The 22139-nt window shown below is 56.7% G+C and carries 19 protein-coding genes; 18 read left to right on the top strand and 1 reads right to left on the bottom strand.

Going from position 1 to position 22139, the window contains the following annotated elements; all coding sequences use genetic code 11:
* Positions 1–554, bottom strand: a 554-nt coding sequence (locus GXP58_06720; protein ID NOY53300.1) for a superoxide dismutase, incomplete at its 3' end; no start/stop codon positions are given.
* Between the two features lie 197 nt (positions 555–751).
* Between GXP58_06720 and bioB the strand changes: the two genes are divergently transcribed.
* From bioB to GXP58_06630, 18 genes are all read left to right on the top strand, one after another.
* The gene (bioB, locus tag GXP58_06715) at positions 752–1747 is read left to right on the top strand and encodes a biotin synthase BioB (GenBank protein ID NOY53299.1); all 996 of its coding nucleotides are present in this window, start codon (positions 752–754) and stop codon (positions 1745–1747) included.
* The gene (locus GXP58_06710) at positions 1747–2526 is read left to right on the top strand and encodes a 6-carboxyhexanoate--CoA ligase (protein NOY53298.1); all 780 of its coding nucleotides are present in this window, start codon (positions 1747–1749) and stop codon (positions 2524–2526) included. The genes bioB and GXP58_06710 overlap by 1 nt, the downstream gene beginning before the upstream one ends.
* Positions 2519–3688, top strand: coding sequence for an 8-amino-7-oxononanoate synthase (bioF, locus tag GXP58_06705; protein ID NOY53297.1), 1170 nt, complete (start codon positions 2519–2521; stop codon positions 3686–3688). Before GXP58_06710 ends, bioF begins: the two co-directional genes overlap by 8 nt.
* Before the next feature lie 7 nt (positions 3689–3695).
* Positions 3696–4436, top strand: coding sequence for an SDR family NAD(P)-dependent oxidoreductase (locus tag GXP58_06700; protein NOY53296.1), 741 nt, complete (start codon positions 3696–3698; stop codon positions 4434–4436).
* Positions 4437–4639: 203 nt separating this feature from the next.
* Complete coding sequence (mtaB, locus tag GXP58_06695) at positions 4640–5944, top strand: tRNA (N(6)-L-threonylcarbamoyladenosine(37)-C(2))-methylthiotransferase MtaB (GenBank protein ID NOY53295.1); 1305 nt, start codon at positions 4640–4642, stop codon at positions 5942–5944.
* Complete coding sequence (locus GXP58_06690) at positions 5928–6386, top strand: hypothetical protein (protein NOY53294.1); 459 nt, start codon at positions 5928–5930, stop codon at positions 6384–6386. The genes mtaB and GXP58_06690 overlap by 17 nt, the downstream gene beginning before the upstream one ends.
* Positions 6383–7879 (top strand): HAMP domain-containing histidine kinase, encoded by a 1497-nt coding sequence (locus GXP58_06685; protein ID NOY53293.1) that lies wholly within the window; start codon positions 6383–6385, stop codon positions 7877–7879. Before GXP58_06690 ends, GXP58_06685 begins: the two co-directional genes overlap by 4 nt.
* A gap of 123 nt (positions 7880–8002) precedes the next feature.
* Positions 8003–9811, top strand: a complete 1809-nt coding sequence (lepA, locus tag GXP58_06680) for an elongation factor 4 (protein ID NOY53292.1) — start codon at positions 8003–8005, stop codon at positions 9809–9811.
* Between the two features lie 94 nt (positions 9812–9905).
* Positions 9906–10541 carry a signal peptidase I gene (lepB, locus tag GXP58_06675; GenBank protein ID NOY53291.1) on the top strand — a complete coding sequence of 212 codons (636 nt, stop codon included), beginning with the start codon at positions 9906–9908 and terminating at the stop codon, positions 10539–10541.
* A gap of 218 nt (positions 10542–10759) precedes the next feature.
* Positions 10760–11323, top strand: a complete 564-nt coding sequence (gene pyrR / locus GXP58_06670) for a bifunctional pyr operon transcriptional regulator/uracil phosphoribosyltransferase PyrR (protein ID NOY53290.1) — start codon at positions 10760–10762, stop codon at positions 11321–11323.
* A gap of 84 nt (positions 11324–11407) precedes the next feature.
* On the top strand, positions 11408–12334 hold the full coding sequence (locus GXP58_06665) for an aspartate carbamoyltransferase catalytic subunit (protein NOY53289.1): 927 nt from the start codon (positions 11408–11410) through the stop codon (positions 12332–12334).
* Complete coding sequence (locus tag GXP58_06660; protein ID NOY53288.1) at positions 12331–13614, top strand: dihydroorotase; 1284 nt, start codon at positions 12331–12333, stop codon at positions 13612–13614. Before GXP58_06665 ends, GXP58_06660 begins: the two co-directional genes overlap by 4 nt.
* Positions 13611–14735 carry a glutamine-hydrolyzing carbamoyl-phosphate synthase small subunit gene (gene carA / locus GXP58_06655; GenBank protein NOY53287.1) on the top strand — a complete coding sequence of 375 codons (1125 nt, stop codon included), beginning with the start codon at positions 13611–13613 and terminating at the stop codon, positions 14733–14735. The genes GXP58_06660 and carA overlap by 4 nt, the downstream gene beginning before the upstream one ends.
* Before the next feature lie 19 nt (positions 14736–14754).
* On the top strand, positions 14755–15678 hold the full coding sequence (locus GXP58_06650) for a radical SAM protein (GenBank protein ID NOY53286.1): 924 nt from the start codon (positions 14755–14757) through the stop codon (positions 15676–15678).
* Positions 15679–15757: 79 nt separating this feature from the next.
* Positions 15758–18952: a carbamoyl-phosphate synthase large subunit gene (gene carB / locus GXP58_06645; GenBank protein ID NOY53285.1), complete on the top strand. Its 3195-nt coding sequence runs from the start codon at positions 15758–15760 to the stop codon at positions 18950–18952.
* A 17-nt stretch (positions 18953–18969) separates the two neighbouring features.
* Positions 18970–19452 (top strand): transcription elongation factor GreA, encoded by a 483-nt coding sequence (greA, locus tag GXP58_06640; GenBank protein ID NOY53284.1) that lies wholly within the window; start codon positions 18970–18972, stop codon positions 19450–19452.
* Positions 19437–20237 (top strand): dihydroorotate dehydrogenase electron transfer subunit, encoded by an 801-nt coding sequence (locus GXP58_06635; GenBank protein NOY53283.1) that lies wholly within the window; start codon positions 19437–19439, stop codon positions 20235–20237. The genes greA and GXP58_06635 overlap by 16 nt, the downstream gene beginning before the upstream one ends.
* Positions 20234–22120 (top strand): potassium transporter Kup, encoded by a 1887-nt coding sequence (locus GXP58_06630; protein ID NOY53282.1) that lies wholly within the window; start codon positions 20234–20236, stop codon positions 22118–22120. The genes GXP58_06635 and GXP58_06630 overlap by 4 nt, the downstream gene beginning before the upstream one ends.
* The last annotated feature ends 19 nt before the right edge of the window (positions 22121–22139 follow it).

Raw genomic sequence — 22139 nt, 5'->3', positions numbered from 1 at the left:
TTGTCCACAAAAGTACTCAGGTAGTCGGGCCTGCGGTTCTGGTAGTCGAGATAATAGGCATGTTCCCAGACGTCGACCGTCAGAAGGGGCGTGATGCCGTGTGCAATGGGGGTGTCGGCATTGGCTGTCTTAATGACGGCAAGCTCCCCTTCTTTCAGTACCAGCCAGGCCCAGCCGCTGCCGAACTGCGTGGCCCCGGCGGTTTTGAATTCCTCGACGAATTTTTCGGTGCTGCCAAAGGCGGCATGGATCCTGTCCGCGATCGGGCCTGAGGGAGTCCCGCCGCCGCCCGGTTTCATGCACTGCCAGTAGAAGGAGTGATTGAAGACCTGGGCGACATTGTTGAAGATCCCTGCCTTGGAGTTGTCCCCGGCCGTTTTCTGCAGGATCTCCTTGATGGATGCCGAGGCCAGCTCCGTTCCTTCCAGTAGCTTATTTGCATTCGTCACATAGGCATTGTGGTGTTTTCCGTAGTGGAACTCCAGGGTCCTTGCACTGATATGGGGTTCCAGGGCATCTTTTGCATAGGGTAGTTCCGGTAGTGTGATGGACATGTTGCCTCCTTTGGAAATGGTTCGGTTCGGCGGCTTCCTGAAAAGTCCGTCTGCTTGCGTCCTTCCCGGTCGTGTGAAAGGATTGGTTCACAGTTTACCGTACCTTCCATTTCTGTCAAGCGGCTTTCCTTCCGTATTGACAAGCGGTGGGAGAGGTCATACACTTCCCTCATTCCATCGAAGCGGAGAAAACCCTGATGCAGAAAAAATACAGAACACTCATACAACAGGCCGAGGAGGGGGGTTCCCTGAATTGGGAAGAGGCAAATGCCCTCGTGCAGGTGGATCTTCCCGAGCTGATGGCGGCGGCCTGCCGGGTTCGGGAACGGTTCCGGGGGGATGCGGTGAGCCTTTGTGCCATCATCAATGCCAAGTCGGGCCGCTGCGGTGAGGATTGCCGCTTTTGTGCACAGTCGGCTCATCACAAAACCGGGGTTTCAACCTATCCCCTGATTCCGGAAGAACAAATCCTCGAAGGGGCCGATCGTTCCGCAGGTGACGGGGTGCATTTGTTTTGTATCGTCACCAGTGGTCGGAGGGCAACGAGAGAGGACCTGAGCAAGATCGAGGCCATGCTCCGGAAGATGCGGGCGGCGGGGCGGATCCGTCCCTGTGCCTCACTGGGGACGCTGGACCTCCCGGAACTGAAGGCATTGAAGGAGGCCGGTCTGCTCCGGTATCATCACAACATCGAGACGGCCCGCAGCTTTTATGCAGCTGTTTGCACGACCCACTCCTTCGACCGCCGTTTGAAGACGGTCCGGAATGCCAAGGCTGCGGGTCTTGAGGTCTGCTGCGGCGGGATCCTCGGCATGGGAGAGACGATGGCACAGCGGATGGAGATGGCCCTGACCCTCCGGGACCTGAAGGTTGATTCCATCCCCCTTAATTTTCTCCATCCCATCCCCGGCACCCCCCTGGCCGACGTGCAGTCGATGGGGCGGGAGGAGATCCTGAAAACCGTTGCCCTCTTCCGCCTGATCCATCCCGGAGTCGAAATCCGTGCCTGTGCGGGACGGGAAATCCAGCTCGGAAAAGAGCAGGGGAGATTGCTCGATGCCGGGATTGATGGACTCCTGACCGGGGATTACCTGACCACGCCCGGGACGGCGCCTGAAAAGGACCGGGTCCTGGTTGCGTCCCATGGGCTCCGGGTTGCCGGAGGTCCGGCGGCGGGGAAGGGGGGAGAATAATGAAGCGTAGAGAAGAACTCTTCAGCCTCCGGATGCACGCTTCCATCGGGGAAGAGCATCTCTGTGGCGCTGAACGGATCGTAGCAAGGGAAGTCATTCCGCAGGTGTTGGCAAAGATGGCGGAGCGTGCGCTGTTGCACAAGGGAGGAGAGCCGACCTCCATTGTCTTCGGTGCGGACCGTCTCAAACGATCATCAATCCGGAAGATTCCACTGCTTCCTGTACGGACCCTGAAACATCAAGGCCCCCGGGAGGCGGCGATGAATGTTTCCGGTTTGCTCCGTAAGTGCGGTGTGTCGCATGAAGCCGTGAGTCAGGCCTTTTATGAGCTTACTCGGGGAGCCGCACCTTCGGGCGGAAACATGCGGGGGGCAATGTTGATGCATGCCGGAAACGGCCGCCGTCTGGAACCGGACCGGGAACGGGGGGTCCGGGTGACCCGGATGGACTTGACGGAAAAGGCGAGGGATGATCTGGAAAGACTGTTGCGGAATCTGAAAATCTATCATCCCCGGGTCATGGAAGCGTCGGTCCTGGCCTCCAAGGTGGCCGCCGCCCCCGGCATAGTGGCTGAGCTTTGCTGTTCCGATGATCCTGACTACACTACGGGTTATGTCGCCTCCCGGTCTGTCGGCTATGTTCGACTCACCCGAATTAAGGAAAAAGGGGAGACTTTCGGCGGCCGGGTTTTTTTTGTTGAGGACTCGGCTTCCATCAAGGCGATCGTGACGGAGCTGGAATCGGTCCCCTGTTTGATTACGGAGGTTCCCGGTGTTTAAAGAATCGCTTGCCTGGTTGAAGACCGAGGGGCTTTATCGAAGGCTGCAGAGGGTCGATTCTCCCCAGGGTTCCCGCATCCGGATCGGGGGGAGGGACCTGATCTGTCTCGCCTCCAATGATTACCTGGGACTGGCCGGGCATCCTGTGTTGAAAGCCGCAGCGTCTGAGGCTATTGCCGAATGGGGGACCGGCAGTGGTTCCTCGCGTCTTCTTTCCGGTACCTCCCGGCTCCATGCGAAATTAGAGGAAGAGATCGCCGACTTTTTGGGATGTGAGGCGGTCCTTCTCTTTAATTCCGGTTATGCGGCAAATACCGGTGTACTCTCCGCTCTTACCCGGGAGGGGGGTCGGATCTTCAGCGATGCGCTGAATCATGCCTCTATCATCGACGGGTGTCGTCTTTCACGATCCGGTATCGTTGTGTATAAACATATACATATCAAAGAGTTGGAGAATAAACTTAAAGCAAATACTTGTGGTGGGGCTCGATGGATTGCCACAGAGAGTGTCTTCAGTATGGATGGCGATATTGCTCCGCTTCCCGCGATCGAGAAACTCGCCGGACGGTATGATGCCCACATCTATCTTGATGAGGCCCATGCCACGGGTTGGTTGGGGAAGAAGGGGAGGGGAGCGGTCGATTATTTCGATCTGGAGAGCGGCATTACCCTCCGTATGGGGACACTCGGCAAGGCCTTCGGTTCCTTCGGCGCCTACGTTGCCGGAAGCAGGGACCTGATCAAAATGCTGATCAACAGGGCCCGTCCGCTGATCTATTCCACGGCCCTGCCCCCCGCGGTCCTGGCGGCCTCCTCGGCGGCTCTTGCCCTCGTTCAGGGAGAAGAGGGAGAAAAGCTTCGGGCGAGGCTCAGGCGGAACATTGAGTTTCTGGCGGAAGGGCTTGAATCGATAGGTTTTTCCTCCGTATCGCGGGAGACGCCGATCTTTCCCGTGATCCTCGGACCGGCGGAAAAGGCGGTTCGGGTGGCCGGAGATCTTTTCGATCGGGGGATTTTTGCGCCGGCCATTCGTCCTCCGACCGTTCCCGAAGGGAGGTCGAGGCTCCGCTTTTCGGTGATGGCGACCCACACCCCGGAGGAAATGGCATGGGTGGTCTCCTCCCTGCAGAAAGCGCTTGACCGGGTCGGGAGGGGAGCGTGAGGATCGGATGACGGCAGGGGAAGAAAAGGAAGTCGTTCTGGTTACCGGCGGTTCCCGTGGACTGGGTCGTACTCTGTCCATCGGTTTCGCCCGTTCCGGATATCGCGTGGCGGTTCATTTCCGGTCGGATCGTGATGCAGCGGAGGAGACGGTCCGCCGGATCCGGGAGAATGGCGGGAAAGCTGTTTCCGTGGCGGCCGATCTTTCGGTGCCGGAAAGTGCAGCACGAATGGTCGACCGGGTTCTCGATATCTGGGGCGGCCTGCATGTCCTGATCAACAATGCCGGAGAAATCCATGACGGACCGTTGGTCTCACTCTCCGAGGGGGCCTGGTCGTCGGTGATGGAAACCTGCCTTTCCGCCCCCTTCCGCCTGATCCGCCGGGTGACGCCGGTCATGGAAAAGCAGGGGGGTGGCCGGATCGTGAATATCGTCTCCATTGCCGGGGTGCGGGGGAGCACCGGTCAGGCGAATTATGCAGCCGCCAAGGCGGGATTGGTCGGCCTGACCCGCGCTGCGGCCCGTGAATTAGGACCGATGAATATCCGGGTGAACGCCGTCAGCCCCGGTTTCATGGAGACCGACATGACAAAGCGGCTCCCCGATCAGGTTCGTGCGAGGGCATTGCGGGAGAGCTGTCTGCACCGGTTCTGTGATCCCCGGGAGGTTTTCCTTTTTGTCGGGAACCTGGTACGATTGGAGGGGGTTACGGGACAGGTTTTTTGTGTCGACAGCCGTATTGGTTGATGGTCTCGTAAAAAGTCACAAAGCCCTTCGACCCTTCGACCGGCTCAGGACAGGCGTGCTCAGGGCGAGCGAACGGTGTAAGTGATTGATATTCCGTTCGTGGTGAGCCTGTCGAACCATGAACGGAATCCGGAAAACGACTTTTTACGACTTCATCTTGGTTGAGGATAATGAATTACTTGAAGTGAAAATTGGTCAATAACATGCGTTATCTCATAAAAACCCTTGGCTGCAAGGTCAATCAGATCGAGTCGGCACAGCTTGCGGAAAACCTCGAAAGAGAAGGGTATTGCCCCGCATCGGAGGGTGAAAAAGCCGATCTGTGTATCCTGAATACCTGTACGGTGACGGCACGCACCGACGCCGAATGCCGACGGGTGATTCGGCGTCTTGTCCGGGAGAATCCCGGTGCCCGGATTGTGGTGACCGGCTGTTATGCCGAGACCGATCCGGAGGCGATCAAGGCCGTTCCCGGCATCGACCGGGTTGTGGGGAAGGGGCGGAATGGGGGGCTTTCGGAGATTCTCATTGATGCTTCCCTCCGGGCGGAACGGGAAGAAAAGGTTTCCGTTCCGCGTCCATCGGCCCTCCTGGAACGTTTCGGAAACCGGTCGCGGGCCTTCGTAAAGATTCAGGACGGTTGCGAAGCCTTCTGCTCCTACTGCATTGTTCCTTACGCCCGGGGCCGGTATCGAAGTGAGGACCCGGAGCAGGTCATCCGCCAGGTGGAGACCTTTGTGCAAAACGGATACCCGGAGATCGTCCTTTCCGGCATTCATTTAGGGGCCTACGGAGTGGACCGGCGGGAACCGGGTGGTTTGTCAAAACTCCTGGCACGGTTGATCCGCATTCCGGGGGATTTCCGGATTCGCCTCTCTTCTCTGGAGCCGATGGAGGTTGATGACGCGCTGATCGATCTGGTTACGGGGGAGGAGAAGGTCTGCAATCACCTCCATATTCCCCTGCAATGCGGCGATGACGCCATTCTGGCGCGAATGAAACGGCCCTACCGGACGGAACGATATGCAGATCTCGTTTTGCGCCTCCGGGAACGGGATCCGGCAATGGCCATCGGCACCGACTTGATCGCCGGTTTTCCGGGGGAGGATGATGCCTCCTTCGAGCGGTCCTTTCAATTTCTTGAGACCCTGCCGCTAACTCATTTTCATGTTTTTCCCTATTCCGTTCGGTCGGGGACTGTTGCCGCGGACCTGAACGGGGGGGTGCCCGGCGATGTAAAAAAGGAACGCTGCCAGTTTCTCCGTGAGCTGGGATGTGCGAAGAACCGACGTTTCCGTGAACGGATGGTCGGCCGGACCCTGCAGGCAGTGGCCACCGGAACGGCAATATCCCGGAAGAGTGCTCCGGTCTTTCTGACGAACAATTATCTCAAAGTTTTGCTCCCGCATCCTCAAAAGTCACTTCCCCTGATTTTTTCGGTAAAGGTCTTGCAGGTTTCTGACGATATGCTTCTTGTGGAAACGGCATATCATGATGAAAAACCTTGATTGGAAAATTGCTTTCTCCGTTCTCTTCTTTCTCTGTCTCTCCGGATCGGCCGAAGCAACACAGGTACACGGCAACTGGGAGGGGTTGACCTCCCACCTGATTGCCCATTTGATCTTTTTTGCATCTCTCATTTATCTCTGTCTCCGTCTTTACCAGGGAAGGACTTCCGTCCATTCCGGCTGGTCCTGGATCTTCCTGTCCGCATTTCTCTTTGCCGTCTGGAATGTGCAGACTTTTTACGTACATGTCTACCGGGAATATTTGTCCCCCTATGCGTTTACCGGGCTGGAACACAACCTTGCCGTCGGCTTTCAGGTTCATTCCTTACCGGCCCTTCTTTATTATTTCGGTCGCTTCGATCATGTTCTTTTTCTGTCGGCGCTGTTGTGCCTTCTCTATGGAATCCGTTTCATGCTCCATAATGACGGGGAGTTGTCGTGAATTTTACTCTCCCCATGTGGCCTATCTATGTTACCGATGTTATCGGTTCTCTCCTTTCTCTGATTATAGCGGTTGCCTGCGTATCCGCTTCGAAAAAGTTGACCCGAAAGCATCCGGATCATCCCCTTTTTGCCTATCTTTACTGGGTTTCCCTGGCGATCGCCGTTTTTTCCCTTTCACGATCTTTCGGGCATCTAATACAGCCTCTGCTCCTTTTTATGGGGGATCGCACTCTCTGGAAGGTAATCTCGCCCGTCAGCGGCGCCGTGAATTCCGTGGTCCTGGTGATTGTGGGAACCCTGATCTGCTATTACGGACGGGTGAAGCAGAGCTATCGGGCACTCCGGGAAGAACGGGACCGGATCATGATCGCAGAGATGCGGCTGGAGGAGGCACATGGGGAGATCGTCCGTCTGATCGACCAGGTTCGGCCCGGCGGGGATCTCTCCGTCCGGTATGATAATCCCGATCTGATTAACTGCTGGGAGATCAAGGATTGCGCCCTTCATGCCTGCCCGGCTTATCTGTCGCCGCATCTGAGATGCTGGCATTTCGGCCGGGACTACTGTTGCAGCCGCTTCCCGGAAACGATGGATAACTGTGGCTGTGAGGCATGCGAGATTTATCGGATTGCTCACCGGGATCCGGTGCAGCGGCTCGGGGAAAGTTTCAACGACATGATGTTTATCCTGGAGAAACAGGCGGGCCAGTTGCAAAAAGCGAATGAGAAGCTCCGGGAAGAGGACCTTCGGAAGACGAAGTTTCTTGAAATCGTGGCCCATGACCTGCGGACTCCTTTGACCTCGATTCTCTCCTATGCTGATCTCCTCCTCCGGTACAAGGATGAACCGGAAGAGACCCGGAACGAGTTTCTGCAGACGATCGTTCATGAGAGTCAGCGTCTTTCCGATCTGATCAGCGACTACCTTGACCTTTCCAGGATCGAATCGGGCCGGATGGAGTACCGTTTTCTTCCCATCGATCTGCGGAAGATCATTGATCATTCCGTCTCCGTCTATTCGGGAGCCTGCCGGAAGAAGAATATTGAGATCTCCATAGAAAATGTCCCGTCACAGATCTCTCTCCGGGGTGACAAAAGACGTCTGATTCAGGTAATCAGCAACCTGTTGAGCAATGCAGTCAAGTTTACTCCCGACAGGGGGAAGATTAAGATCGAAGCATCTTATTCGGAGGAACCTCCCGCATGGACCGTTGCGATATCGGATTCGGGTCCCGGGATTCCAAAAGAGCATCTGGAAGATATTTTTGAAAAGTATGCACAGCTTCACGAAGGTGAAATCTATGAAGTGACCGGATCCGGTCTGGGACTTTCCATCTGCAAGGAGATCATTGACGGTCATGCCGGACGGATTCGGGCTGAAAACCGGCCCGGGGGAGGGGTCACCTTCCATGTTGTTCTTCCTGTCCTGGACGAAGCTCCGACCGCAGGGCAGGAAGTCGCCCTCCCTTCCCTGACGCTTCCCGCCTCCTGATCCTTTCAATCTTTCCGGATCGGAACCGGAATCCGATTTCTTTTGACAAAGAACGGATGCTTGTCCTATTATTCCAAATTCAGCAGATTCTCATGCAGTGGACCTTGGAAAGCAGACCCGACCATGCCGGCGGTTGAACGGATTCGAAATTTTTCCATTATTGCCCACATCGATCATGGTAAATCGACCCTGGCCGACAGGATCCTGGAGGCTACGGGGGCCTTGAGCGACCGGGAGAAAAAAGACCAGTTCCTCGATCAGATGGAGATCGAGCGTGAACGGGGGATTACCATCAAGGCACAGACGGTCCGTCTTCTCTATTGCGCGCAGGATGGTCGGGAGTATTGTCTGAACCTGATTGATACTCCGGGGCATGTCGATTTCAACTACGAGGTCTCCCGAAGCCTGACGGCCTGCGAGGGGGCGCTTTTAGTTGTGGATGCCGCCCAGGGGGTCGAAGCCCAGACGGTGGGGAATGTCTACCTGGCCCTGGATCACGATCTCGAATTGGTCCCCGTGCTGAACAAAATCGATCTGCCCAGTGCAGATATCGAGAGAACCAAAGCGGAGATCGAGGAAGTAATCGGACTGGATGCCTCCCAGTCCATCCCGGTGAGTGCCAAGACCGGGCAGGGGATCGGCGAGGTCCTGGAGGCGATCATTCATTACGTGCCGCCCCCCACGGGAGATCCGGCGGCTCCCCTGAAAGCGCTCCTCTTTGACTCCTGGTTTGATCCCTACCTCGGGACGGTCTCTCTGATCCGGATCATTGATGGTTCGATCACACCGGGAATGCGGATCCGGATGATGGCCACCGGCAAAGAGTATGAGGTGCAGCAGGTGGGCGTCTTCACTCCCCGTCCGACGCCGATGAAAAAACTCTCCGTGGGAGATGTCGGCTTCTTCATGGCCGGAATCAAGAACGTCCGGGACACCCAGGTGGGGGATACCGTGACCGATGCCGCACGGCAGGCGTCCCTGCCCCTCCCCGGTTTCCAGCAGGTGAAGCCGATGGTCTTCGCCGGACTCTACCCGGTCGATAGCAAGGATTACCGATTGCTGAACGATGCCATGGACAAACTGCAGTTGAATGACTCCTCCTTTTCCTATGATCCGGAGACATCCAACGCGCTGGGGTTTGGGTTCCGCTGCGGGTTCTTGGGGCTTCTCCATATGGAGATCGTTCAGGAGCGGCTGGAACGGGAGTTCGAGATCCCCCTGATTACCACCTCCCCCACGGTGATCTACCGGGTGATTGAGGTCACGGGAGAAGAGCTGTTGATTGAAAATCCCTCGAAGCTTCCGCCCGTTCAGAAGATTGAAAAGATCATGGAGCCGGTGATTCTGTCAACGATTATGGTGCCGAAGGAGTATGTGGGGGCCGTCATCACATTGGCCCAGGAACGGCGGGGGACCCAGAAGGGGATTGAATATCACGGTACACACCGGGCCTCGATTCAATATGAGTTGCCCCTCAACGAGATCGTCGTCGATTTCTATGACCGGCTGAAATCGGCGACCCGCGGGTATGCTTCTTTTGATTACGAGTTTTCCGGTTATCGGGAGGCGAAGATGGTCCGTCTCGACATCCTCATAAACGGAGAACTTGTTGACGCCCTTTCGGTCATTGTGCATACGGAGCGGGCCTACTACCGCGGGCGGAACCTGGCCCTGAAACTGAAACGAATTATTCACCGCCAGTTATATGAAGTCGTGATTCAGGCGGCCGTCGGCAACAAGGTGATTGCCCGGGAAACGATCAAGGCCCTCCGGAAGAATGTGACCGCCAAGTGTTACGGCGGGGACATCTCCCGCAAGCGGAAGCTCCTGGAAAAACAGAAAGAAGGCAAGAAGCGGATGAAGAGCGTGGGGAAGGTGGAGATCCCCCAGGAGGCCTTCATGTCCGTTCTGAGAATGGAGAAGGACGGATAGCTGTGTTCGCCGGTTTCGTCTTGTTTTTCTTGTATGGGAGTCGTATGATAAATCCGCTTGCTTGTTGAAATCCTATTCAAACAGGAAGGAAATCATGTCGAAAAGAAAAGTTGCAGAGAAGAACGTACGGCCGAAATCCTTCTGGCGTGAGAATATCGAGGCCATTCTTATTGCCGTGGTGCTGGCTCTCTTTATCCGGACCTTTGTCGTTCAGGCTTTCAAGATCCCGTCGGGGTCCATGCTGGAAACCCTGCAAATCGGCGATCATATTCTGGTGAACAAGTTTATCTACGGGACCCATATTCCCTTTACGGATATTTCCGTCCTTCCGGTACGCAAACCGCAACGGGGGGATATTGTTGTTTTCAAGTATCCAAGAGATGAAAGCCGGGACTTTATCAAACGGTTGATCGGGGTGCCGGGGGATACCATTGAGGTCCGCAACAAGATCGTTTATATCAACGGGAAGCCGCTGCCGGACCCTTACGTGGCACACCGACACCGTAACAGCAGAATTATCCCCGGCAACCGGGACAACTTCGGTCCCGTTACCGTGCCGCCCCATTCCTATTTCATGATGGGGGACAACCGCGACGGCAGCTACGACAGCCGCTTCTGGGGATTTGTAAAACAGGATGAGATCCTGGGCAAGGCCCTCATCATCTACTGGTCCTGGGACCGTGAGACGAAGCGGCCCCGTCTCGGCCGTATCGGAAAGATCCTCCGTTGAGGGGGCCCCGATGGATTTTTCGCCGTGATCTCTTCCGCTGGAAGTCCCGCTCTTGTTTTGTCCCTTTATTTTCTTGACAACGCCTTCTGTTGTGCTACAATTCTCAAGATTTAGTTTCAGGAGCGGATATGCGGGTACTTTTCAGGCACTCCTTTGATGTTGGGGATTTACGGCCTTCTTGCTGATCGGGCAAGAGGCCTTTTTTATGGTTTGTGACCATGTCCGGTTCACGGAAACATCAACAGGCGGAAACCCGGGTCATCGATGCTGCGGGGATGGCCGAATTAATCCGGGACCTGGCGGCACGGATCGTCCGGGAAAACCCGGATCTCACCGATGTGACACTTGTCGGGATCCGAAGCCGCGGCGCTCATCTGGCCGGCAGAATCGCCGTGAGAATCCGGGAAACGACAGGGGTGGTTCTTCCCGTCGGGATCCTCGATATCAGCCTGTACCGGGATGACCTGAGATCCCGGATCGACCAACCGGAGCTGATCCGGACGGAAATTCCCGGTCCGCTGGAGGATCACAATATTATTCTGGTGGACGATGTTCTCTTCACCGGGAGGACGATTCGGGCGGCGCTTGACGGGATCATGGATCTGGGACGGGCCCGGAAGATCCAGTTGGCCGTCCTTGTGGACCGGGGACACCGGGAACTCCCGATTCGGGCAAACTATACGGGGCAGTATATTCCCACCTCCCTGGAGCAGACGATCCGTGTCCGTTTTTCCGAGGACGGGGAGGAGGATGGTGTGATCCTCCGGGAACTCGGAAAGTAATATGATGCAACGGGAAGAGGACGAGGTTCAAGGGTTTCCGGGCCGGGACGGCAGGTTCCGGCCGGGCACGAAGAGGCGGCGCTGATGGCCTGGGGTAAACGAAAGGATCTGCTGGGCATAGAGGACCTGAGCCGGGAAGAGATTGAGACCCTCCTTGATACGGCCGAGTCCTTCAAGGATGTCTCTCTCCGGGAGATCAAAAAGGTCCCCGCCCTGCGGGGGGTGACCGTGGTCAATCTTTTTCTGGAACCCTCCACCCGTACCCGGACCTCCTTTGAGCTTGCCGGCAAAAGGCTCTCCGCCGATGTAATCAATATCTCCGCTTCGAGCAGCAGTATTCTGAAAGGAGAGAGCCTCAAGGATACGGCCTGGAATATCGAAGCGATGAACGCCGATATCCTGATCGTACGCCACGGAGCGGCCGGGACGGCCCATTTCCTCTCCCGGATGCTCGACTGTTCCGTGATCAATGCCGGTGACGGAGCCCACGAACACCCGACGCAGGCCCTGTTGGATCTTTTTTCGATTCGGGAACGGAAGAAGAAGTTCGACGGTCTCACGATCGCCATTGTCGGAGATATTACCCACAGCCGTGTTGCCCGTTCCAACATTCTGGCCCTACGTAAATTAGGGGCCTCCGTCCGGATCGCCGGGCCGGGGACCATGATTCCCGTGGGGATCGAGTCGATGGATGTGGAGGTCTGCCGAAGCCTTGATGAGGCGATTTGCGGGGTGGACGTGATCATGATGCTTCGAATCCAAAAGGAGCGGCAGGAGAAGAGCCTGTTTCCTTCGGACCGGGAGTACGCCCGGTTCTTCGGCCTGACCCGGCAGCGCCTCCGGGGGGCGAAGAAAGACCTCATTATCATGCACCCGGGACCGATCAACCGGGGGGTGGAGATCGCCCCCGATGTGGCCGACGGACCCTATTCAATCATCCTCGACCAGGTAACCAACGGAGTTGCCGTCCGGATGGCAACCCTCTATCTCTATTCCGGAGCGAAACGGTGAGTCTGATCATCAAGGGTGGAAGAATTATCGACCCGGCAAACGGGAGAGACGGAAAAGGCGATCTTGTCATCGACAAAGGCCGCATCCTGCAAATCGGGAAAGATCTTGCCGGGAATCATGCGATCGACGCGGAAGGGTTGTGGGTGGTGCCGGGACTGATTGATATGCATGTCCACTTTCGGGAGCCGGGATACGAATACAAGGAAACGATTGAAACGGGTTGTCGCTCCGCCGCTGCAGGCGGGTTCACGGCCGTGGCCTGTATGCCGAATACTGACCCGGTCAACGATAATGGATCGGTCACCGATTTTATACTGACCCGTGCCCGATCCGCCGCTGTTTCCGTCCATCCAGTGGGTGCGATCACTCGAAGGTCGGACGGGGAAGAACTTGCCGAGATCGGTGACATGGCGGAGATGGGAATTGTGGCGCTCAGTGATGATGGCCGGCCGGTGATGAACGGTCGGGTCATGCGCTGTGCCATGGAGTATGCCGGCACATTCGGTCTCCCCGTGATTACCCATGCGGAGGACCTTACGATCTGCACCGACGGTGTGATGCACGAGGGGGCGGTCTCGACCCGTCTCGGACTTCGGGGGATCCCTTCTGCGTCGGAAGAGAGTATGGTGGAACGGGATATCCTGCTGGCGGAGTTGACCGGCGCCGTCCTTCATGTGGCTCACGTCAGTGCAGAGGGAACGGTGAAAAGGATCCGTGAGGCCAAGTCGCGGGGGGTTAAGGTGACGGCTGAAGTAACGCCGCATCATCTGAGTCTTACCCATGAGTCGCTCACCGGTTATGATACGAACCTGAAGGTTAATCCGCCGTTGCGCCGTGAGAAAGACCGGCAGGCGCTGATCGCAGGTCTGGCGGACGGAACGATCGATGCCGTTGCGTCCGATCACGCCCCCCATAATATCGCCGAAAAGGAAGTGGAATTCGACCGGGCGGCCTTTGGTATGGTCGGTCTGGAAACCTCTCTCCCGCTCTTGTTGCAACTGGTTCATGAGGGGTGGTTGACTCCGGCGCAACTTGTAGACCGAATGTCCGTCGCACCGGCCCGGATTCTCAAACTGCAGGGAGGTTCCCTGAGTGAAGGGAGGGCTGCGGATGTCACCCTGATCGATCCCGATCTTCTCTTTACCGTGGATGCGGCCCGATTCCGTTCGCTCAGTTTCAACACCCCCTTTGCGGGCCGGAAGCTGAAAGGCAAAGCGGTCTGTACGCTGGTACGGGGGAAGGTAGTTTACTCGGATCCTCTCATGAAGGGGCGGCGATGAAGAAGGCAATGTTAGCCCTGGCGGATGGAAGGGTTTTCGCGGGCAGATCCTTCGGGGCCGAAGGAGAGACTGCCGGAGAGATTATTTTCAATACCTCCATGATGGGTTATCAGGAGATCCTGACCGATCCTTCCTACGAGGGACAGATCGTGACCATGACCTATCCCTTGATCGGAAATGTCGGGGTCAATCCCGAAGATACGGAGTCCGGCAGGCCTTATGCCGCAGGGTTTGTGGTGAAGGAGGGAAGCCGGATTTCCAGTAACTGGCGGTCGGAAGGTTCCCTCCATGCCTATCTTGCGGACCACGGGATCGTCGGGATCCAGGGGGTGGATACCCGGGCGCTGACCCGGCACATCCGTGATTGCGGCGCTCAGCAGGGGATCATCTCGACGGTGGATCTCGACCGGAACTCCCTGGCGGCACGGGCCGGAAAACTCCCTTCCATGGCGGGGCAGGACCTTGTGAGCAAAGTGACCTGTCGTGAAGCCTATGACTGGCAGGAGGCGGAGTGGGATCTGGAAACGGGATACCGTTCCGCACCGACGGCCCGTTTCCATGTGGCGGTTTTCGACTTCGGTATTAAACGGAATATTCTCCGTATCCTCTCGGGGTTGGGCTGCCGTCTCACGGTTCTTCCGGCAACAACGTCCTCGGCCGAGGTCAGGGCACTTTCGCCGGACGGGATCTTTCTATCCAACGGTCCCGGCGATCCGGAGCCGGTGACCTATGCCGTGGAGACGATCCGGGAACTCATAGGCGTGAAACCGATCTTCGGGATCTGCCTGGGACATCAACTTCTCGGAAGGGCGTTGGGGGGCAAAACCTACAAGCTGAAGTTCGGTCATCATGGTGGGAACCAGCCGGTCATGGATCTGTCCACCCGTAAGGTCGAAATCACTTCCCAGAATCACGGATTTGCCGTCGATGTGGAATCGTTGCAGTCGGCGGGGGGAGAGGTGGAGCTGACCCACATCAATCTGAATGACCGGACCGTGGAAGGTCTGAGGCACCGGACGTATTCCGCCTTTTCCGTGCAATATCATCCGGAATCTTCTCCCGGTCCCCATGACTCCCGCTACCTCTTCGGTCGTTTTCTTGAAATGATGGAGCAGAAATAAAAGGGGCCGGCTCATGACGATGACAAAAAGCCCTGCCCGATATTGCGAGCTGAGTGAAACCGATTTTTTGGAACGGATCGAAAAGGCCCGGGCGCTGATGGGGCCTGCCTGTCGTCTTTGTCCTGAAAAATGCGGCGTGGACCGACGGGCGGGTGAAACGGGTGCCTGCGGAGCGGATGATCAGTTACGAATTGCAAGCGCCGATCTTCATTTTGGTGAGGAACCTCCGATCTCCGGTCGGCGGGGTTCGGGGACGATCTTTGTCACGCACTGCAATCTTGCCTGTGTCTATTGCCAGAATTATCCGATCAGCCAGAGCGGAAACGGTGTGGAGACAAACCCGGCGGCCCTGGCGGAGATAATGCTTCGGCTGCAGGAGCAGGGCGCCCACAATATTAACTGGGTGACCCCCACGCATGCAGTCCCGCACCTGTTGGCCGGGCTCAGACCGGCAAGGGCCGGGGGGCTTACAATCCCCATTGTCTATAACAGCAGCGGCTATGATGACGTGGAGACCCTTCAGCTATTGGAAGGGATCGTCGACATCTACCTGACGGACATGCGTTACAGCGACGGCGGCAATGCCCGGCGATACTCCGGAGCGTCCGATTACCCGGAGGTAAACCGCCGGGCCGTCATCGAGATGCACCGGCAGGTGGGGGATCTGAAACTTGACGAAGCGGGGATCGCCCGGACGGGATTATTGATACGTCATCTTGTGCTTCCCGGCGGAATCTCCGGTACGGAGGCGATCATGCGGTTTCTGGCGGCGGATCTTTCTCCATGCACCTATGTCAGTCTCATGAGCCAGTATTTTCCCGCCTACAAAGCGACGGGGATTCCGGAGATCGCTCGAAGGATTACGCCCGAAGAGTATGACGAGGCGAAGACGATTATGGAACGTTACGGACTGACGCAGGGGTGGGTACAGGAGTTGGAATAGTCTTTTTCATCTTAAATCTTAATCATATTCAATGTCACAAAAGATCGATTAAGAATAAGAAAGAAAATGGGGAGAACCATTGCCGAAACGAGACGATATTCATAAGATTCTGCTGATCGGGTCCGGACCGATTGTTATCGGCCAGGCCTGTGAGTTCGATTATTCCGGAACACAGGCCTGCAAGGCCCTCAAAGAAGAGGGCTATGAGGTGGTCCTCGTGAACAGCAACCCGGCGACGATCATGACCGACCCCGATTTTGCCGACCGGACCTATATCGAACCGATCACGGCGCAGGTCGTCAAAATGATCATCGAGGCGGAACGGCCCGATGCGCTCCTTCCGACCATGGGAGGGCAGACGGCACTGAACCTGGCGATGGAACTGGCAGAGGCGGGGGTCCTCGATCACTACGGGGTGCAGTTGATCGGTGCGAACATCGAGGCGATCCGCAAGGCCGAAGACCGCGACGAGTTCCGGAAGGCCATGACCCGGATCGGTCTTTCCCTGCCGGAGAGCGCCTACGTCAACGGGATGGAGCAGGCCCGGGAGGTGGTTGCCCAGATCGGGTTCCCCAACATCATCCGTCCCTCCTTCACGCTCGGCGGCACCGGCGGCAACATCGCCTATAATATGGAAGAGTATCTCTCCTATGTGGAATGGGGACTTGATGCCAGTCCGATTGGGCAGATTCTGGTGGAAGAGTCGGTCCTCGGCTGGAAAGAGTTTGAACTGGAGGTAATGCGCGATCGTAAAGACAACGTGGTTATGATCTGTTCCATTGAAAACTTCGATCCCATGGGGGTGCATACCGGAGACAGCATCACCGTGGCGCCGGCCCAGACCCTGACTGACAAGGAATACCAGATCATGCGGGATGCCGGGATTGCCGTAATCCGGGAGATCGGTGTCGATACGGGCGGATCCAATGTTCAATTTGCCGTGAATCCGGAAGACGGTCGCCTGGTGATCATTGAGATGAACCCGCGGGTTTCCCGCTCCTCCGCCCTGGCCTCCAAGGCGACCGGGTTCCCGATTGCCAAGATTGCCGCCAAGCTGGCTGTCGGGTATACCCTCGATGAGATTCAGAACGATATTACACGGGAGACCCCGGCCTCCTTCGAACCGGTTCTCGATTATTGTGTCGTCAAGTTTCCCCGCTTCACCTTTGAGAAATTTCCCCAGGCGGATTCAACCCTGACAACGCAGATGAAATCGGTGGGGGAGGCGATGGCGATCGGGCGGACCTTCAAGGAGGCGATGCAGAAGGCAATCTACTCCATGGAAATTGATAGTGACGGCTTCGAATCATGGAATGCCGATGCCGACAAGATGCGGGAGACGCTCCGTGTTCCCTGTGCCGAGCGGCTTTGGGCCGTCGGCCAGGCCCTCCGGGAGGGAATGGCGATCGAGGAGATCCATGAGCTGACGAAGATCGATCCCTGGTTTCTCGACAATTTGAAAGAGATGATCGCTTTTGAAGATGAGATTCGAAATGCCGCAGCGCTGAAAGACTTGCTCCGGGAGGCCAAGGAGTACGGTTTTTCCGATCGTCGGCTGGCCCTTCTTCGGGGCATGCCGGAAGGGGAGGTCCGGGCGTTGCGCCGGAGCCTCGGGATTGTGCCGACCTTTAAAACCGTCGATACCTGTGCCGCCGAGTTTACAGCCTATACGCCGTACTTTTATTCCACCTATGAGTCGGAGTGTGAGGCGGTCCCCACGGACCGCAAGAAGATCATGATCCTGGGCGGCGGCCCGAACCGAATCGGCCAGGGGATTGAGTTTGACTATTGCTGTGTCCATGCCTCCTTTGCGCTCCAGGAGATCGGTTATGAGACGATCATGGTGAACTGCAACCCGGAAACGGTGAGTACCGATTACGATACTTCGGACCGCCTCTATTTCGAGCCCCTGACTCTGGAACATGTTTTGGAAATCGTCCGGGTGGAGAAGCCCGACGGTGTGATTGTTCAGTACGGCGGTCAGACACCGTTGAAACTGTCCGTCCCGCTGGAGCAAGAGGGGGTGCCGATTATCGGAACTTCCCCGGATGCCATTGATCGTGCGGAAGACCGGGAACGCTTTCAGAGACTGTTGCAAACCCTCGGCTTGCAGCAGCCGCAAAACGGAACCGCCTGTTCTCTGGAGGATGCCCGGTCGATCGCCGAAATAATCGGTTATCCCGTGGTGGTCAGGCCTTCCTATGTCTTGGGAGGGCGGGCGATGATGATCGTCAACAATGAAAAAGAGTTGAGAAACTATATGGCTTCGGCGGTGCAGGCCTCCTCGAAACATCCGGTCCTGATTGACAAGTTTGTCATGGATGCCATTGAAATCGATGTCGATGCCGTCTCCGACGGAAAGGATGTGGTAATCGGCGGGATCATGGAACATATCGAAGAGGCCGGCGTTCATTCCGGCGATTCCGCCTGTTCTCTTCCTCCGTACTCTCTCGACAAGGGTCTTCTCGACGAGATCCGGCGGCAGACCGTCGCCCTGGCCCGGGAACTCCATGTCGTGGGGCTGATGAATATCCAGTTTGCCGTGCAGGGGGGGCGGATCTTCGTCCTGGAAGTCAATCCACGGGCCTCCCGCACCATTCCCTTCGTCAGCAAGGCGATCGGCGTCCCCCTGGCGAAGTTAGGTGCAAAAGTCATGGCCGGTATGACCTTGTCCGAACTCGGGTTTACCGAGGAAAAAAAGATTGATTATGTTTGCGTCAAAGAGGCGGTCTTCCCGTTTTTGAAGTTCCCCGGGGTTGATACGCTCCTCAGCCCGGAGATGAAATCCACGGGGGAGGTCATGGGGATTGACCGACGGTTCGGAAATGCCTTTGCCAAGGCGCAGATCGGGTCTGGTACGTATCTGCCCCATGAGGGAAATATTTTTATCAGTGTCCGGGACCGGGACAAGGAACCGCTTCTGAGAACGGCTCGAAAATTGATCCGTCTCGGTTTTATGATCATTGCCACCCGGGGTACGGCGCAATATCTTCAAGGGCACGGGATTCCCAGCGAGGTTGTGAACAAGGTGAAGGAGGGGAGGCCCCACATCGTGGACCGGATCAAGAACCGGGAGATCGCACTGGTGATCAACACCCCGACCGGTACGGCGGCGGCCAAGCTGGATTCCTTTTCGATCCGGCGTACGGCCCTGACCTACGGTGTCCCCTATTTCACGACCGTCGCCGGTGCACGGGAAGCGGTAAATGGAATCGAGGCGATTCTGGAGAATGAAATGCATGTCCTGCCGATTCAGGATTATCACAACATCTAAGAGGAGAAAAAAGTTTCATGAACACGAAGGTTCCCATGACCCCCGAGGGGCATAAACAACTGCAAATGCAATTGAAAAATCTCAAAACCGTGGAACGTCCGAAGAATGTCCGTGATATCGCCGAGGCACGTGCTCATGGTGACCTGAGTGAGAATGCGGAGTACCATGCGGCAAAGGAGCGGCAGGGTTTCATCGAAGGGAAGATCGCCGAGCTGAATTCCAAACTCGCGCGGGCCGAGGTGATTGATCCTGCGAAGATCAAGACGGACCGGGTCAGCTTCGGCCTGCAAGTGACGCTGGTCAATCTGGCCACGGAAGAAGAAGTGACCTACCAAATCGTCGGGGAAGACGAAGCCGACATCAAGTCCGGTAAAATCTCGGTCTTTTCGCCGGTCGCGCGTGCCATGATCGGCAAGGAGGTCGGAGACGAGATTGAGGTGCGGGCGCCCGGCGGTATTATCGGTTATGAAATACTGGATATCCAATGTCCCGGCTCCTGATCCGGAACCTGAGTTCCGAGCTTATTAAAAATGAGGAGGTTGCTCTTGGTATTCGTCGGCTGACCCTCTCTCTTGATGGGGATCTTTATTCCTGCGCTCCCGGACGCTTTGTCATGGTTCGGGCCTCCTCGTCCCTCGATCCTCTTCTCGGCCGGGCCTTTTCGGTCCATGATTATGCGGCGCAACGTTTAAGTATTCTCTATCGTGTGGCCGGGCGCGGCACGGAATGGATTTCAAGACGGAAACCGGGTGAGCGGTTGAATCTGACCGGCCCTCTCGGTACCGGATTCGACGTGACCTCTCCCGTACGCAAGGCGGTACTGATCGCCGGCGGCGTCGGGGTCGCTCCCTTCCGGTTCCTGGCCCGGACATTACGGGATCGCGGGGTGAAGGTAATCCTCTTCTACGGCGCCCGGACGGCGGCTGAGCTGGTCCCCCTGGACGAATTTGCCGCGTCGGGCATGACCGTACTGACGGCGACCGATGACGGAAGTCTCGGAGAACCGGGGACCGTGACGGAACTCTTTCGGGAACATTTACGCAAGACATCGCCTTCCGAATCCGTGAAGGTCTATGCCTGTGGTCCCCGCCCCATGCTCCTGGAAGTCGCCCGAATGACCCGCGGCGCCGGAATCGACTGTGAGGTTTCCCTTGAGTCTGTGATGGCATGCGGGCTGGGGACCTGTATGGGGTGTGTGATAAGGACAACCGGCGGTTACCGGCGGGTCTGCCGTGAAGGGCCGGTCTTTGATGCCGGAGAGCTTCTGCTGCACGACATCCGATGAATAAAAACAACTCCTCTGAATTGATACGAAGACCTGTCGGCTCAATTATCGCGGCGCTCGGCATTGTCTATGGCGACATCGGAACGAGTCCGCTTTATGCCATGAGAGAATGCTTCCGGCGGAAAGATGGAATTCCCGTCAATGCCGTGAATGTACTGGGGATCCTCTCCCTGATCTTCTGGTCTCTTGTCCTGGTGATTTCGCTCAAATATCTTCTTTTTGTCATGAAGGCCGACAACAAAGGGGAGGGCGGCATCCTGGCATTGACAACCCTTGTTGTAAAGATACGCAGGATCAACCCGGTACTGTTTCTGGTCCTTGGAACGCTGGGCCTGTTCGGTGCGGCCCTGCTTTACGGCGACGGCATGATCACCCCTGCCATCTCGGTCTTGAGCGCGATTGAAGGGCTGAATGCGGCGACTCCGCTCCTGAAGCCTTTTGTGGTTCCCATCGCAATTTTCATTCTGATCGTGCTTTTTTCATTTCAGCACCATGGCACTTCCGGTATCGGTTCCGTCTTCGGACCGGTCATGCTCCTCTGGTTTGCAGTGATGGGGTTTATGGGCCTGGCGGCGATTCTGCATCATCCCGGGGTGATGGCGGCTCTGAATCCCGTCTACGCCGTGGAAGTCATGTCCCATAACGGATTAAGAGCATTTCTGGTACTGGGAACGGTTTTCCTCGTCGTGACCGGAGGGGAGGCGTTGTATGCGGATATGGGGCACTTCGGCAAAGGCCCGATTCAGGCCGGTTGGTTTGCAATCGTTTTTCCTTCACTGCTCCTGAACTACTTCGGTCAGGGAGCCCTGCTGATCGGAGACCCCGGTGCCGTGGACAACCTGTTTTACAGACTCGCACCTGCATGGGCACTGTATCCCCTGATCCTGCTTGCGACGGCCGCCACGGTGATTGCCTCTCAGGCGGTGATCTCCGGCGCCTTTTCCCTGACACGTCAGGCGGTTCAGTTGGGGTACTTTCCGCGCCTGGCGGTCCTGCATACATCCACGGAACAGATCGGACAGATTTATGTGCCCTTCATCAACTGGATCCTGATGGCCGGCACCGTCTGCCTGGTGATCGGGTTTCGTCATTCAGGTAATCTGGCCGCGGCATACGGGATCGCCGTGTCGGCGACCATGGTCATTACGACGATCCTCATGTTCTTTGTCGCCCGCCGCCGCTGGAAATGGAGGCTCTTTGCCGTACTTCCGGCATGTTCCGTTCTTCTTTGCATTGATGCGGCCTTTTTCAGTTCGAACATCACCAAGGTAACCTCCGGAGGCTGGGTGCCCCTGCTGGTCGCTGCAGCGGTTTTTTCCGTCATGATTACCTGGAGACAGGGGCGCAAGATACTCAAACGCAAACTCGATGCCGTCACGATCCCCCTGAAGGACTTTCTTGAAGAAGTCTCAAGCCGTAGGATCACCCGTGTCCCGGGGACGGCGGCCTTTCTCACCGGAAACCCGGTCGGTACGCCGACGGCGTTGGTCAGCAACTTCATGCATAACAAAATCCTCCACGAAAGGATATTGATTCTCCATGTGACGACCGAAGAGATTCCCTACGTTTCGCCGTCGGAACGCCTGTCCGTCCGGGAACTTGGAAACGGATTCTTCCGCGTGACTTTACACTACGGTTTCAGTGAACATCCCGATATACCGAGGGCGCTTGGAAAGATTGATTTCGGCACGGAAAATTTCAGCGTGGAAGATACGATCTTTTTCCTGGGGCGTGAAAACCTGCTGGTCACGAAAGATGAAACCATGCCCGTCTGGCGGAAACACCTCTTCGTTTATCTCTCCCGTTCGGCAAGGGATGCGACAAAGTATTTCCGGATTTCACCGGAGCAGGTATTCGAACTGGGGATACAGATGAAATTGTGAGGCGCCTGACGATTCACCG

This window comes from Deltaproteobacteria bacterium (assembly GCA_013151235.1).
In the GTDB taxonomy this organism is placed as follows: Bacteria; CG2-30-53-67; CG2-30-53-67; order CG2-30-53-67; family CG2-30-53-67; genus JAADIO01.
Note: the sequence above shows the minus strand (reverse complement) of the source record. Positions and strands in the feature narration are given on the sequence as shown.

Bases quoted from the DNA above. Each gene is read 5' to 3' on its own strand.
- bioB (NOY53299.1), top strand. From the start codon at position 752: ATGCAGAAAAAATACAGAACACTCATACAACAGGCCGAGGAGGGGGGT.
- GXP58_06710 (NOY53298.1), top strand. From the start codon at position 1,747: ATGAAGCGTAGAGAAGAACTCTTCAGCCTCCGGATGCACGCTTCCATC.
- GXP58_06700 (NOY53296.1), top strand. From the start codon at position 3,696: ATGACGGCAGGGGAAGAAAAGGAAGTCGTTCTGGTTACCGGCGGTTCC.
- mtaB (NOY53295.1), top strand. From the start codon at position 4,640: ATGCGTTATCTCATAAAAACCCTTGGCTGCAAGGTCAATCAGATCGAG.
- GXP58_06690 (NOY53294.1), top strand. From the start codon at position 5,928: ATGATGAAAAACCTTGATTGGAAAATTGCTTTCTCCGTTCTCTTCTTT.
- lepA (NOY53292.1), top strand. From the start codon at position 8,003: ATGCCGGCGGTTGAACGGATTCGAAATTTTTCCATTATTGCCCACATC.
- lepB (NOY53291.1), top strand. From the start codon at position 9,906: ATGTCGAAAAGAAAAGTTGCAGAGAAGAACGTACGGCCGAAATCCTTC.
- pyrR (NOY53290.1), top strand. From the start codon at position 10,760: ATGTCCGGTTCACGGAAACATCAACAGGCGGAAACCCGGGTCATCGAT.
- GXP58_06665 (NOY53289.1), top strand. From the start codon at position 11,408: ATGGCCTGGGGTAAACGAAAGGATCTGCTGGGCATAGAGGACCTGAGC.
- carA (NOY53287.1), top strand. From the start codon at position 13,611: ATGAAGAAGGCAATGTTAGCCCTGGCGGATGGAAGGGTTTTCGCGGGC.
- GXP58_06650 (NOY53286.1), top strand. From the start codon at position 14,755: ATGACAAAAAGCCCTGCCCGATATTGCGAGCTGAGTGAAACCGATTTT.
- greA (NOY53284.1), top strand. From the start codon at position 18,970: ATGAACACGAAGGTTCCCATGACCCCCGAGGGGCATAAACAACTGCAA.
- GXP58_06635 (NOY53283.1), top strand. From the start codon at position 19,437: ATGTCCCGGCTCCTGATCCGGAACCTGAGTTCCGAGCTTATTAAAAAT.
- GXP58_06630 (NOY53282.1), top strand. From the start codon at position 20,234: ATGAATAAAAACAACTCCTCTGAATTGATACGAAGACCTGTCGGCTCA.